Source organism: Pseudomonas siliginis, from assembly GCF_019145195.1.
GTDB lineage: Bacteria > Pseudomonadota > Gammaproteobacteria > Pseudomonadales > Pseudomonadaceae > Aquipseudomonas > Aquipseudomonas siliginis.
In genome coordinates, this window is the sequence record NZ_JAHSTW010000011.1 from 141309 (window position 1) to 153865 (window position 12557).

The following is a 12557-nucleotide window of genomic DNA, read 5'->3' on the forward strand; positions in this document are numbered from 1 at the left end:
ATCCCTTCGAGGTTCCGACCCTGGAACCTCTGTTGAAGCTTTACAGACAAGTGGCAAGCACCCGCGCCAGCTTTTGTGCACGCGGATCCATCAAAACGTAAGGCCCCAAGGTATTTGTCACGAAACCGAAAGCCACATCGTGCTCCGGATCAGCAAAACCGATCGAGCCGCCCGCTCCCGGATGACCGAACGCGCGTGGGCCGAGGCCGTAGGTGGCGTTGGGCACGTCCGGTTGATCGAGCATGCAGCCGAGGCCGAAGCGGGTGCGGGTGAGCAAAGTCTTGTCGTCGCCGAGGCTGTGCTCGCGGGTCAGCTCTTCGAGCATCTCGCTCTCGAGCAGGCTGCCATCGAGCAGGCCGGCATAGAACCCGGCGAGACTGCGCGCGTTACCGTGGCCGTTGGCCGCCGGTTGCTGCATGCGGCGCCATTCCGGCTTGTTGGTGCTGGTCAGCACTGACGGCGGATTGGTGAAGGCGCGGGTGGTCATGGCAGTCGGTTCGCGCATGGTCACTTGCAGCAGGCGCTGCGCCGCAGCGTCGCCGGCGTTGCCCTTGCCACGGGCGATGTGCGCCACGCGATGAAATTCTTCGTCGGCCAGGCCCACATGGAAATCCAGGCCCAACGGTTTGGCGACCCGAGCGACGATCGACTCGCCCGGCCCACGACCGTCGGCGCGGCGCAGCAATTCGCCGACCAGCCAGCCGTAGGTGATCGCGGCATAACCGTGACTGGTGCCCGGCGTCCACCATGGTGCTTCGGCGGCGAGGGCGTCGACCATGGTTTGCCAGTCGTAAAGGGCTTCAGGGGCGAGCAGTTCGCGCAGCGCCGGCAAGCCGGCCTGATGGCAGAGCAATTGGCGCAGGGTGACGGATTCTTTGCCGGCGGCGGCGAATTCCGGCCAGTAGCGTGCAACCGGTGCGTCGAGTTGCAACTTGCCTTCAGCGACCAGTTGCAGTGCGGTAACGGCGGTGAAGGTCTTGGTGCAGGAGAACAGGTTGGCGATGGTGTCGCTGTGCCAAGCCTCGGCGCCGTCCTTGTCGGCGGTACCGGACCAGAGGTCGAGGACGGTTTCTCCACCGACCTTGATGCACAGGGCTGCGCCGCGTTCCTGGGGATCGTCGAACAGTGCGGCGAAAGCCTCGCGCACCGCTTCGAATTGAAGCTCGTAATGTCCCTGAATCTGCACCCGCAACTCCCCCGCGAAAACGCTCTACAAAGTGGCCCGCATTGTTCCAGCCCTTGAGGGATTTGGGAACAGGCGCGGGCCAGACGGTTGATCGGCAATTTGTGGCGATCCCTTCGCGAGCAGGCTCGCTCCCACAGGGGATCTGCGCTGCTGTTGATATCCAGTGTGGGAGCGAGCCTGCTCGCGAAGAACGATAACGCGGTCTGAAACCTAGTGACCATTCCCCGAATGCCCACCCGCCTGTGCAGCCCCCGGCGCTTTGCCAGCCTCGGCCTTGCGCCCGCCTTCCACTTCCGCCGCCGGGGTTTTCTGCGCCTCCTTGCCCAGTTGCTCCAGCGCCTGCAGATTGCTTTTGCGCACCGCCTCGACAAAGCCCTGATACGGCAGGTCTGTAACCCCGACCAGACCGAAATGGCCGTTCTCGCCGTCGAGCAAACGCCCGGTCACCGGTTGGTCGAGATACTGGAACCAGTGCACGCCGACAATCGACGGTTCGCTCAGTGCCTGTTTGAGGAAGTTTGCATAGGCCGGGCCGCGATCTTCCTCCTTGGCCAGCTGCGTCACGCCGCCCCAGAACGGGCCTCGGTCAGCCGAGCCGAAGTTGAATTCAGTGATCAGCACCGGTTTGTCCAGGGCTGCCAGCGCGGCGAAGTCGTAACCGTCCTGCGGCTTGAGCGTGTACATGTTGAAGCTCAACACATCGCAGTACTGCGCGCAGGAGGCCACGGCTTCAGGCGTACTGGTGGCGAAACGACCGCCCAGGAGCATCTGGTTCGGCGCGTGCCACTTCAGCGAATCGGAAATGGTCTTGAAATAGGTATCGGCGAAGACCTTCTGGAAGTATTTGAAATCCGCTTCGATCTCCGGATGCTCCGGGTTCGGCAGTGGCGGCACGAAGCCAGGGTCTTCCATCAATTCCCACGCCGGCAACTCGATGCCCCAGGCCTTGGACAGTCCGGCCTGATTGCGGTACTTGTCGCGCAATTGCTTGAGAAAGGCGCGTTTGGCCGGCACGTCGGTGGTCATTTTCAACGTGCCGTAGGCCAGCGCGTAGCGAGCCTTCGGATCGTCGCCTGGGCCAGCCCAGGCCAGTTCGTTGTCGGCGTAATAACCGATCAGCCACGGATCGTCGCGGTGATCGCGGGCGGCAATGGCCACGGCGCGCTCGGTGGCCATGGCGAAACGCGGATCGAACGGATCCGGCATGCCGCCCCACCAATCGCTGCCGGTGCTGATGCTGGTGTAATCGCCGACGATCGACAGCGGCAAGGTGTACGGCACGCGCTCAGCATCCGCCAGCGATGGCGCGCTCCAGTTGCCCACCGTGTTGAAGCCCCAGGCTTGCAGCCGATCGAGGGTATGCCGGGTCCAGCGTCCTTCATCGATTGTCGATGTGCACGGAGTGGTTTCCTCGCTGGACGCTTGCACCGCGTCAGTCTGCGCCGCTTCGGCAATACCCGATTTTGGCTCGGCAGGCACCGCTGCAGTCTCAGCAGCCTGCACCGAGTTGGCCTCAGCCGCGCCCGCCTTTGCCGCTTCGGCAATCCCGGCCTTGTTGTCGCTGTCGGCCTTGCACGGTTCACCGTACAGGCGTTGCAGGTTGGCGCCATAGAAGTCGTACCAGCGGCCGTTGCCGTAGCCACGGCCCTGATCGGCACCGTTGCCGCCACGGTTGTCGCCCTCGCCGAAATGCGCGGCCAGCGGGTCGTCGTTCTTCGGCAACGATTCAAACATGGATTCACGGCCGGCGACGTAGGTCTGGTTGACCTGCGCGCTGACGGTGTTGACGCCCAACGAATAGAACGGGTGGCCTTCGGGGGTCACCAGATACCAGCGGCCATCACGTTTTTCCGTGCGGAAGAAGCCGCTGGCCTTGAACGCCGGGCCTTTGTTCCAGCCGCCGAACTTGTCCAGCGAAGCCTTTTCACGCTCGGCCAGCCACGTATTCAGCTGTTGCTGCTCTTTGCTGGCGGCGCTTTTCAGTTGTTCGTCGCTGCTGACTTTTTCCGGCCATTTACTACGGGTTGACTGACCGTAGGCGTCGACCAGATTGCCGTACACCGCCCGCGTCACCGATTCGCCGTCCTGCACGCCGAAACGCTCGAGCAACAGGCTCTGCGCAACTTTCGGCTGATCCAGCGACAGACTCACTGAAACCACCTGACTGCGATCGATCTCGCCGGTGCTGCTGGCCAGCAGAATGCGTTGGCCATCGACGGTCATCGGCATCGGTGGCCCGGCTTTCATGCCCTGGCTCAGTGGCGTCGAAGCCACCAGCGGCACCAGCAAGGTCTGCGCGGGGCCGGCCGGCAGATCGACGCGGCTGACCAGAGTGCGGCCATCGTTGCTCTGGATCTGCACATAGACTGTTACCGCCCAGCTCATCGCACTTTGCAGACGCAAAGTCATCATGTCGGACTGCGACCAGTCCCAGGCACCGGTTTGGGGTGTCAGGCGCAAGGTCGGCCGCGCGACCGGGTTGAATGTCACCCGGCGCAGCACTTCGCCTTCGGCGGTCTGTTCGGCAGTGGCCTGCGGCAGGTCGGCGTTTTCCGTGGCGACCTTGACCACGTCGGCCGGGCGTACAAAGTTGAACAGCGTCTGCTGACCGGCAGGGGCCGCCAGCAACGGCGCGGCAAAGATCAAGGCGAAAACAGCGGGCAACGAACGGCGGATCATAAGAACGGAGTTCTCCCTAACGACCTGTCAAGGCCAGTGGAAAAGCGGTGGCAGAGAGATAGACAACGCGGCGGGCCAATCGGCCCACCCGTGTCTCAGGATATTTCACGACGGAAAGGAGGCAACGCATTGAGGATCGCCTTGCCGTAGCGCTGGGTGACCAGACGCCGGTCGAGCAAGGTGATGGTGCCGCGGTCTTCTTCGGTGCGCAGCAGACGCCCGCAGGCCTGAACCAGTTTCAGCGAGGCATCGGGCACGGAGATTTCCATGAACGGATTGCCGCCACGCGCCTCGATCCACTCCGACAACGCGGCTTCGACCGGATCATCGGGCACCGAGAACGGAATCTTGGCGATCACCACGTGCTCGCAGTAGGCACCCGGCAAATCGACACCCTCGGCGAAACTGGCCAGCCCGAACAGAACGCTGGAATCACCGCCATCGACCCGCGCCTTGTGCTTGTTCAGGGTTTCCTGTTTCGACAGATTGCCCTGAATGAACACTTGCTTGCGCCAGTCGCGGTCGAGACCGTCGAATACGTCCTGCATTTGCTTGCGCGAGGAGAACAGCACCAGCGTGCCGCGCGAACCTTCGACCAGATCCGGCAGTTCGCGAATGATCGCCGCCGTGTGGGCAGCGGCATCGCGCGGGTCGGCCTTCAGATCCGGCACGCGCAGCACGCCGGCATCGGCGTGATGGAACGGGCTCGGCACCACCGCTGTGACAGCTTTTTTCGGCAGACCGGCGCGCATGCGGAAACGGTCGAAAGTGCCCAGCGCCGTCAGCGTCGCCGACGTCACCAGGCAACCGTAAGCGACGTTCCACAAACTGCGACGCAAGGTTTCTGCTGCCAGAATCGGGCTGGCGTTGACCTCGATATCGAACAGCGACCCGCTTTCGGCCAGGGTCAGCCAGCGCGCCATGGGCGGGCTGTCTTCCGGGTCTTCGGCGGTGAACGCGGTCCACAATTCCCAGTTGCCGGAAGCGCGGGACAACAGGCTGCCGAACAGCGGATACCACTCTTCGGCCTGATTGCTGGCGATGCCGATATTGACCTCGCCATCCATGCCTTCCTTGAGCAGGTCGGTCAGGCGTTGAAACAGGTCGTTAAGTCGCGAATAGCCTTTTTTCAGCTCGATGCCCATCTCGCGCATGTCCTCGGGAATCACCCCGCCGACAAAGCGATGTCGCGGACGTTCGCGTCCTTCGACGTCTTCGCCGGGTTTGAAATCGGCGATCTGCTCGCAGGCGGTGAACATGAACTGCTGCTGGGTCTTGATCTCCCGTGCCAGCTCCGGCACCTGCTCGATCAGCTTGCCAAGATCGCCCGGCAGCGGATGTTGCGCGAGCAGTTTGGTCAGATTCTTCGCGGTGGTCTCCAGCCAGTCGGCAGTGGAGCGCAAACGCGTGTAATGGGCGAAGTGGCCGATGGCCTTGTCCGGCAGGTGATGGCCTTCGTCGAACACGTAAATGGTGTCGCGCGGGTCGGGCAACACGGCGCCGCCGCCCAGCGCCAGATCCGCCAGGACCATGTCGTGGTTGGTGACGATCACGTCAACCTTGCCCATGCCTTCGCGGGCCTTGTAGAAGGCGCACTGGCCGAAGTTGGGGCAATGACGGTTGGTGCACTGGCTGTGATCGGTGGTCAGGCGCGCCCAGTCGGCGTCTTCCAGCGCGTTCGGCCAGCTGTCGCGGTCGCCGTCCCATTTATTGCCGGCGAGCTTTTCGATCATGCTGGTGAACAGCTTCTGACTGGCCTCGTCGACTTCGATCTTGAAGCCTTCTTCTTCGAACAACTGCGCGGTGGCGGTTTGTGCGTGGCCTTCCTGCAGCAGCATGTCGAGTTTGGACAGGCACATGTAGCGACCACGGCCCTTGGCCAGGGCAAAACTGAAATTCAACCCGCTGTTGCGCATCAGGTCGGGCAAATCCTTGTAGACGATCTGCTCTTGCAGGGCGACGGTCGCGGTGGCAATCACCAGACGCTTGCCGGCCAGTTTCGCCGTGGGGATCGCCGCCAGGCTGTAGGCCACGGTCTTGCCGGTACCGGTGCCGGCTTCCACCGCGACAATCGCGGGGTCGCCACTGCGCCGGCCCTCGTCGTCGGTGTCGATATCTCCGAGGACTTTGGCGATTTCAGCGATCATCAGGCGCTGGCCGTAACGCGGCTTGAGGCTCTTGGCCTCTAGAAAACGCGAATAGGCGCCCTGGATCGTGGTTTTGAGTTCAGTGCTGATCATTGAGTGTCGGGCGCTGGAAACGCTGGATAAATTTTCAGTAGTTTAGGGGGCGTTCTCGATTAGTTTCCACGCCGCGTTGTCGCCTTAAACCGGGCCAGGCAAGGCGCAGGCCGCTGGGAATGGTGTTTTATTTCCAAGGCCTGCAACGCAGGCTGGCCCGGCTTAAGGCACAACCCGAAGGGCCGGGTCTGCTGTTGTGCAGGGCTGCGTTGCTCGAAGCTTATTTGGAATGACCAAACCACGCTTCTCGCGCCTTGCCCTGCACAACAGCAGGCCCGGCGCGGCGCGGAAACTAATCGAGAACGCCCCCAGCGGCGGCTATCATACCTGCCTAATCGATCCTGCGCAGAACGGAGTGCCCGAATGACACCTTTTAGCCTCGTTTACCCCCTGCATGTCCTCGCCGCTCTGGTGTGGGTCGGCGGTATGTTTTTCGCCTGGATGGTCTTGCGCCCTGCGGCTGTGAAGGCTCTGGACGGCCCCGCTCGCCTGACCCTGTGGGTGGAAGTGTTTCAAGGTTTTTTCCGTTGGGTCTGGGTCGCGGTGATCCTGTTGCCGATCAGCGGCGTGGGCATGTTGCATCTACAGCAGGTCGGCTTCGAGACCGCGCCGAAGTATGTGCAGGTGATGATCGGCTTGTACGTGGTGATGACGGCGCTGTTCATCCGCATTCAAGGGCTGATGCTGCCGGAGTTGCGCAAGGCGGTTGAGGCGAAGGATTGGCCGGCGGGTGCGGCGGTGCTGGGGCGGATTCGCCGGGTGGTGGGGCTCAATCTGCTTGTCGGGTTGGTGCTGGTGGCTGTGGCGGCGGCGAGACCGATGCTCTGAATCGCACTATTTTTCTGCTGTGAACACAGTTGTGGCGAGGGGTTTTATCCCCGCTGGGTCGCGAAGCGGCCCCGCTCTAAAAATCAAAAGCGGGACTGCTACGCAGCCCAACGGGGCGGTGCGACGTTTCGCTAAATCCCCTCGCCACATAATTTCACTCACCAAAGATCTTCACTCACCAAAGCATTTTATTGATCAGAGAGTGGGTCGCAGTTTTAGAGGCGTTGCACAGTAACCGAACCCGCCGCCCCCACCGGCCCAGGCTGGCCATCCGCGCCGGCCTTGCCGTTCTTGCCGCCGTCAGCGCGATAGACCAGGCAGCCCTTGGATTTGCCGCCCTTCCCTGCTTTACCACCGACACCCGCCGGGCCACCGGCACCGCCAGCCACGTTGACCTTGATCAGCTCGGCAGGGAAATCCCGTGGTACGGCGAGTCGCACCAGCGCACCCGGCGCGCCTGGCTGGCCATCGCTGCCGTCACTGCCATCGGCACCGTGGCCGGCCGAGCCATAGGTGCAGCCCGGATCTTCACCGTTGCCGCCGTCGAGGCCGACGAAACCCGGCGCGCCCCTGCCGCCACGGGCATCGACCGTCAGTTGCGGCGCGCTCAGGGCCTGAAATTGCAGATTCAGATTGCGCCCGGCCCGGGCTGCTTTCTCATAAGTGCCGGGGGCGCCGCGCGCAGTGATCTGGCTGCCCTCGCTCAATTCAGCGCGCTTGACCTTCACTTCCAGCGCTTGTTCAGCCGGAACGATAGCAATACGTGCTTCATGGCCCAGGCGCAGTTCATCAATGTTCAATTCAGTCACGTTGGACGGGATCAGCAAGGTGCCGTAATCGGCGACTTCCAGTTTCTCCAGTTGCAGCGTGCTAGTGGTGTTGGGCAAGCGCATCAAAGAATTGCTTTGCACGTTGACCACTTGGGCGCAGGCCAGTGGACTGATGAATGCAGCGAGCAGGCAGAGTTTACGCATGGGAAGAAGCCTCCGGAGCGGCCGGGGCCGGGATGGTTTGCAGGTGGAAAACGCCGAACAACAGGATGCGGCCACGGTCACGCCAAGGGTGCGGACGGCCCTTGAGGCTGCGGTTGCACAGCAGCACTTCGAGTAGATGAATCAGCAACAACAGAGCGCCGGCCAGATTGACCAGCAGATGCAGCGGATGAACAAACGGCACCAGTTGATTGGCCAGTACCACGCAGCAGAACAGCAGGGTCAGCAAACGCCCCAGCCCCCAGAACACCTTCATACGCTCCCCCGTGTTGCGAATTATTCTTTGCACGCACAGTACCGGCTTCTGCGGGGGATAAGCCAGAGGGAAAAATGAAATTTGTGCAAACGCTGATGAAATGGCTGCCGGGGCGACGATCTCGACCCGGCAGCTCTAGCCTGCGCACTACAGACGCTTTCTATCGATTGATGTGCAACTCGACCCGGCGATTGTCCGCGCGGCCTTCATCGGTGGTGTTATCGGCGACCGGCTCACTCTCGCCACGGCCCTCGCTGGTGAGCTTGTTCGGCGCCAGGCCCTGACTCAGCAAGTACGCTGCAACACTGTTCGCGCGCCGTTCCGACAAGGCCTGGTTATAGGCATCGGAGCCTTTGCTGTCGGTGTGCCCGATGACCTTGATGCTGACCACATCGGCATTGCGCAGCTTGTCCATCAAGGTATCGAGCTGGGCTTTGGCCGCCGGGGTCAGATCGGACTTGTCGAAATCGAACAGAACGTTGCCGGCATCGCTCAAGGTGATCACTTCGGTTTGCGGCGCCGGTTCGACCGGTTTGACTGCCATCGGATATTGCGGCAGCGGGCAGCCACGGTGATCGACTTCGGTGTTTTCCGGGGTGTCCGGGCAGCGGTCGCGGCGGTCGAACACGCCGTCGCTGTCCTCATCGCCATCCTGGGCGTAACAGATCAGCCCACCGGTAAGAATGCCCAATGCCGCGCCGCCACCGGCCCAGCCGGCGCTTTCAATGGCGCCAAGACCGCCGCCGACCAGACCGCCAAGCAGGCTGCAGATCGGCCACGTACGTTGATTGAGGGGGGCGGTGCCATCGCTGTGAGTGGCACAACCGGTGAGCAAGCTGCCTAGCAGCAGCACCGGCAAGACGGACCTTGAGAAAAGACGCATTTGTGAACGCTCCTGTGTACCGGCCCATACCGGTTACACAGGAGTAAAGACCCGCATCCGCGACTGCACAAGCCGCGGATGCGAGAGGGGCTAGCGGACGATTTTGATTTCGGTGCGACGGTTCTGTGCACGACCATCAGCCGACTTGTTGTCAGCCACAGGCTGGCTTTCACCAAGGCCCGACACCGAAACGAAGCTGGCACGTGGCACGCCCTGCTGGATCAGGTATTCCACCACCGAGTGCGCACGACGATCCGACAGTTTCTTGTTGTAGGCATCGCTGCCGACACTGTCGGTGTGACCGGTCACGGTCAGTTGCGCGGTAGAGGATTCCTGTTTCAGGCGATCGGCGACCTTGTCCAGCACTTGCTTGTCAGGGCCGGTCAGCGTGGCTTTGTCGAATTCGAAATGCACATCACGAATGACGATGGTTTCTTCCTTGACCACAACCGCTTCTTCGACCACTGGCGCAGGCGTCGGTGGCGGGCAACCGTCAGCATCGACCTGCACGCCTTTTGGCGTGCCCGGGCACTTGTCGCGACTGTCCGGCACGCCATCGCCGTCTTCATCGCCATCGCCATGCACCCAGCAGTAAGCCGCTGCCGTACCGCCGACGATCAGTGCACCGTAGCCAGCCCACGATGCGCTTTCCGTCGCGCCGAGACCGGCACCGACCACACCGCCGACCGCCGCACAGGTCGGCCAGTCGGTTTTCTGCAAACCTGCACAACCAGTCAACACACTGGTTAGCAGAACCAAGGGTAATGCTGTCCGAACTATGCTCATCTAGTTTTCTCCTGAGGGATCGGCTTAAAACCGATTCAGGGAGTAAAGACCGGAGTTTTAATCTCCGCCAGCAATAGGCCACCGCTGTTTGCGACCGTGTTCACAGGGGTTTGCCTCTTTTGGCGAAAACCACCGCCACCGGGCGCTTTGCCGACGCAGTCTGGCAGGCTAGTCTTGGCGGTCTGACTGAGGAGCTTCGATGAACGTCGCCATTTCTTCGCGCACGCCACAACAGGCGTTGGCCGCTTTGCTGGATCGCTACGCCCCGGCACGACTGCTGCTGATCGGCGCCAGCGAGTTTCCCGCCTTGAGCGCTTTCAAGGACGCGCATCCAGACACCGTGGTCGCCCATGCCGCGCCCGGCGCGTTGCCCGCCGAATTGGCTGCGCAACGCTTCGATCTGGCGCTGGTAGTCGATTGCCTGGAACATTTGCCCAAACGCGATGGCCTGAACCTGTTGGGCGGCATCCGCAATCTCAACGCCAGTCGCATCGCGGTGCTGGCGGATCTGGCCGCCAGTGGCTGGCAGGAAACCGATTTCTATTCGCTGGCACTGCAGGCCAGCGAGCGTTTTCAGCGCGACGCGCAGGTGCTGACCCTGTTCACCTACGATCTGCTTGACTACAAACAAGTCCCCGACTGGCTCAATTCACGCTTCTGGGCCAATCCGGAAAACTTCGGGAAATACTGGTGGTAATGCAATGAGTACAGCCATTTGCCCTTGCGGCAGCGGCAATCTGCTGGATGCCTGCTGCGGCCCTTATCACGACGGCCACCCGGCACCGTGTGCCGAAGCCCTGATGCGTTCGCGCTACAGCGCTTATGTGCTGGGGCTGATCGACTATCTGGTGGCGACCACCCTGCCCGCGCAGCAGGCGGGGCTGAACCGACAATCGATCAGCGACTGGAGCGCGCAAAGCACCTGGCTTGGTCTTGAGGTGGAAAGCTCGGAGGTTTTCGGCGGCCAGCCGGAACACGCTTTTGTGACCTTCACCGCGCGCTGGCACGACAGCCAGGGCGAGCACAGCCATCGCGAGCGCTCCTCGTTTGTGCAGAACGGCGGGCGCTGGTACTTCATCGATCCCACGGTGCAGCTGAAGCTGGGGCGCAATGACGGCTGCCCTTGCGGCAGCGGGCAGAAGTTCAAGAAGTGTTGTGCGGGTTATTTCGGCGTTTGAGCTGAAGATCAAAAGATCGTCCGATCGCGGCCCGAGCCTTCGGCCGCTCCTGCACGGGATTAGCCGAAGGCTGAAATCTTTTAAGGTCTAGACTGGGCACAAAGGGAGTCAATTTCATGCTCGGTCATCGGCGCACATTACATTTTCTGCTGTTGATGCTGATCGTAAACCTCGGCGGCTGTGCCTCGTGGTTCAGCGACGACAGCGTCGAGCCTGCCGTGCATCTGGTGAAAGTCGAGGTGGTGCGGGCCAAGCTGCTTGAGCAGAAATTCATCCTGCACTTTCGCGTCGACAATCCCAACGACAGCGATCTGACCGTGCGCGGCCTCGAATACCGGATTCACCTGGCGGACATGCTGCTCACCGAGGGCGAGCATGAGCACTGGTTTACCGTCGGGCCAAAGCGCAGCGCTTACTTCAAAGTGCCGATCCGCACCAACCTGTGGCCGAAGGTCAAACACGTGGTGAAACTGCTGAAAAATCCGAACCAGCAGATTCCCTATCGATTGCAGGGGGAAATGGAAACCGGTTTATTCATCGCCCACTACGTGCACCTTGAGCGCAATGGCGTGATAATCCCCGCCGATCTAACTCCGGAGTGACCTCGATGACCCAGCAACCCCATGTCCATGGCCCTGACTGCAACCACGATCATGACCACCATCATGATCACGACCATGGCCATGTCCACGGCCCGAACTGCGGCCACGCCCACCAGGAACCGGTGCGCAACGCCCTGAAAGATGTCGGCCGCAACGACCCTTGCCCATGCGGCAACGGCAAGAAATTCAAGAAGTGCCACGGCGCTTGATGTCACTGGCAAAGGTCTTCTTCGCCTGACACACCGCTTTCGCGAGCAGGCTCGCTCCCACAGTGAATTGCATTCCTTCTGACGAAATGCGCTCGAATGTGGGAGCGAGCCTGCTCGCGAAGGCGGCGGCACATACGCTACAAAACTTCAGCCCGCCGCCAGAATCTGTGAAGAGCCGACCACCGTCGCGTACTCCCCATGCAGATTGCCCAGCGACATCCCGTGCACCTCTTCAGCGGTACGCGGTGTGCCGAAATAATCGGCCTTGTCGAAGGTAAAACACGCATCCTCTGCCACCCATGTGTCGAAACCCAGATTACCCGCCGTGCGCGCCGTTGATTCCACCGAGTTGTTTGTTGCCACGCCGACAATGAGCACCTGACCAATCCCCGCCTCGCGCAACTGCCGTTCCAGCCCAGTCGCACAGAACGCATCGGGCACCTGTTTCTGGATCAGCCATTCCCCGCCCTGAGGGACAAAACGCTCTTGAAACTCCACTCCGTCCTGCTCGGGCCAGAACACCGAGTCAGGTGAGCGCGACAAATGCTGCACGTGAATCACCGGGCGCCCGCACCGCCGCCACAGCGCCAGTAGCTCAAGCATTCTTTCCTCGGCCTGAGGATTATTCCGCCGCCCCAGACGCGGATGCAGAATGCCTTTCTGCTGGTCGATGATGATCAGCGCAGCGTTACTCTGAAGCTCCATAGCGATCTTTCTC

General features: G+C 61.7%; 13 protein-coding genes. 5 read left to right on the forward strand and 8 right to left on the reverse strand.

Features of this window, described 5'->3' with window-relative positions:
- Positions 1-40: 40 nt before the first annotated feature.
- The 3 genes from KVG87_RS21735 to dinG all read right to left on the reverse strand — a co-directional run bounded on the left by KVG87_RS21735 (position 41) and on the right by dinG (position 6105).
- Complete coding sequence (locus KVG87_RS21735; RefSeq protein WP_217852520.1) at positions 41-1186, reverse strand: serine hydrolase domain-containing protein; 1146 nt, start codon at positions 1184-1186, stop codon at positions 41-43.
- 210 nt (positions 1187-1396) lie between these two features.
- Positions 1397-3865: a beta-galactosidase gene (locus tag KVG87_RS21740; protein WP_217852522.1), complete on the reverse strand. Its 2469-nt coding sequence runs from the start codon at positions 3863-3865 to the stop codon at positions 1397-1399.
- Between the two features lie 95 nt (positions 3866-3960).
- Entirely contained in the window at positions 3961-6105 is a 2145-nt protein-coding gene (dinG, locus tag KVG87_RS21745) for an ATP-dependent DNA helicase DinG (protein ID WP_024011911.1), read from the reverse strand.
- A gap of 363 nt (positions 6106-6468) precedes the next feature.
- Here dinG and KVG87_RS21750 point away from each other — a divergent pair, with 363 nt between their 5' ends.
- Positions 6469-6933: a CopD family protein gene (locus KVG87_RS21750; protein WP_016771373.1), complete on the forward strand. Its 465-nt coding sequence runs from the start codon at positions 6469-6471 to the stop codon at positions 6931-6933.
- Positions 6934-7148: 215 nt separating this feature from the next.
- On the opposite strand, the gene KVG87_RS21755 is transcribed toward KVG87_RS21750, so the two are convergent.
- The 4 genes from KVG87_RS21755 to KVG87_RS21770 all read right to left on the reverse strand — a co-directional run bounded on the left by KVG87_RS21755 (position 7149) and on the right by KVG87_RS21770 (position 9850).
- Positions 7149-7907 carry a collagen-like triple helix repeat-containing protein gene (locus KVG87_RS21755; protein ID WP_073475903.1) on the reverse strand — a complete coding sequence of 253 codons (759 nt, stop codon included), beginning with the start codon at positions 7905-7907 and terminating at the stop codon, positions 7149-7151.
- Complete coding sequence (locus KVG87_RS21760) at positions 7900-8181, reverse strand: DUF1145 domain-containing protein (RefSeq protein ID WP_016771375.1); 282 nt, start codon at positions 8179-8181, stop codon at positions 7900-7902. Before KVG87_RS21760 ends, KVG87_RS21755 begins: the two co-directional genes overlap by 8 nt.
- 160 nt (positions 8182-8341) lie before the next feature.
- Positions 8342-9064, reverse strand: a complete 723-nt coding sequence (locus KVG87_RS21765) for a PA1041 family peptidoglycan-binding anchor lipoprotein (protein ID WP_217852525.1) — start codon at positions 9062-9064, stop codon at positions 8342-8344.
- Positions 9065-9154: 90 nt separating this feature from the next.
- Complete coding sequence (locus KVG87_RS21770; protein WP_016770616.1) at positions 9155-9850, reverse strand: PA1041 family peptidoglycan-binding anchor lipoprotein; 696 nt, start codon at positions 9848-9850, stop codon at positions 9155-9157.
- Between the two features lie 199 nt (positions 9851-10049).
- Here KVG87_RS21770 and KVG87_RS21775 point away from each other — a divergent pair, with 199 nt between their 5' ends.
- From KVG87_RS21775 to KVG87_RS21790, 4 genes are all read left to right on the forward strand, one after another.
- Positions 10050-10547: a DUF6231 family protein gene (locus tag KVG87_RS21775; protein ID WP_056783350.1), complete on the forward strand. Its 498-nt coding sequence runs from the start codon at positions 10050-10052 to the stop codon at positions 10545-10547.
- Between the two features lie 4 nt (positions 10548-10551).
- Positions 10552-11028: a YchJ family protein gene (locus KVG87_RS21780; RefSeq protein WP_217852527.1), complete on the forward strand. Its 477-nt coding sequence runs from the start codon at positions 10552-10554 to the stop codon at positions 11026-11028.
- Between the two features lie 116 nt (positions 11029-11144).
- Entirely contained in the window at positions 11145-11630 is a 486-nt protein-coding gene (locus KVG87_RS21785) for an LEA/WHy family protein (RefSeq protein WP_122505749.1), read from the forward strand.
- Between the two features lie 5 nt (positions 11631-11635).
- Positions 11636-11839: an SEC-C metal-binding domain-containing protein gene (locus KVG87_RS21790; RefSeq protein ID WP_003198420.1), complete on the forward strand. Its 204-nt coding sequence runs from the start codon at positions 11636-11638 to the stop codon at positions 11837-11839.
- Positions 11840-11986: 147 nt separating this feature from the next.
- On the opposite strand, the gene KVG87_RS21795 is transcribed toward KVG87_RS21790, so the two are convergent.
- Entirely contained in the window at positions 11987-12544 is a 558-nt protein-coding gene (locus KVG87_RS21795; protein ID WP_217852530.1) for a cysteine hydrolase family protein, read from the reverse strand.
- Positions 12545-12557: the final 13 nt, after the last annotated feature.

Coding starts and splice junctions, on each gene's coding strand:
- KVG87_RS21795 (WP_217852530.1), bottom strand. CDS start 12,544: ATGGAGCTTCAGAGTAACGCTGCGCTGATCATCATCGACCAGCAGAAA.
- KVG87_RS21770 (WP_016770616.1), bottom strand. CDS start 9,850: ATGAGCATAGTTCGGACAGCATTACCCTTGGTTCTGCTAACCAGTGTG.
- KVG87_RS21750 (WP_016771373.1), top strand. CDS start 6,469: ATGACACCTTTTAGCCTCGTTTACCCCCTGCATGTCCTCGCCGCTCTG.
- KVG87_RS21790 (WP_003198420.1), top strand. CDS start 11,636: ATGACCCAGCAACCCCATGTCCATGGCCCTGACTGCAACCACGATCAT.
- KVG87_RS21785 (WP_122505749.1), top strand. CDS start 11,145: ATGCTCGGTCATCGGCGCACATTACATTTTCTGCTGTTGATGCTGATC.
- KVG87_RS21775 (WP_056783350.1), top strand. CDS start 10,050: ATGAACGTCGCCATTTCTTCGCGCACGCCACAACAGGCGTTGGCCGCT.
- dinG (WP_024011911.1), bottom strand. CDS start 6,105: ATGATCAGCACTGAACTCAAAACCACGATCCAGGGCGCCTATTCGCGT.
- KVG87_RS21755 (WP_073475903.1), bottom strand. CDS start 7,907: ATGCGTAAACTCTGCCTGCTCGCTGCATTCATCAGTCCACTGGCCTGC.
- KVG87_RS21740 (WP_217852522.1), bottom strand. CDS start 3,865: ATGATCCGCCGTTCGTTGCCCGCTGTTTTCGCCTTGATCTTTGCCGCG.
- KVG87_RS21780 (WP_217852527.1), top strand. CDS start 10,552: ATGAGTACAGCCATTTGCCCTTGCGGCAGCGGCAATCTGCTGGATGCC.
- KVG87_RS21760 (WP_016771375.1), bottom strand. CDS start 8,181: ATGAAGGTGTTCTGGGGGCTGGGGCGTTTGCTGACCCTGCTGTTCTGC.
- KVG87_RS21765 (WP_217852525.1), bottom strand. CDS start 9,064: ATGCGTCTTTTCTCAAGGTCCGTCTTGCCGGTGCTGCTGCTAGGCAGC.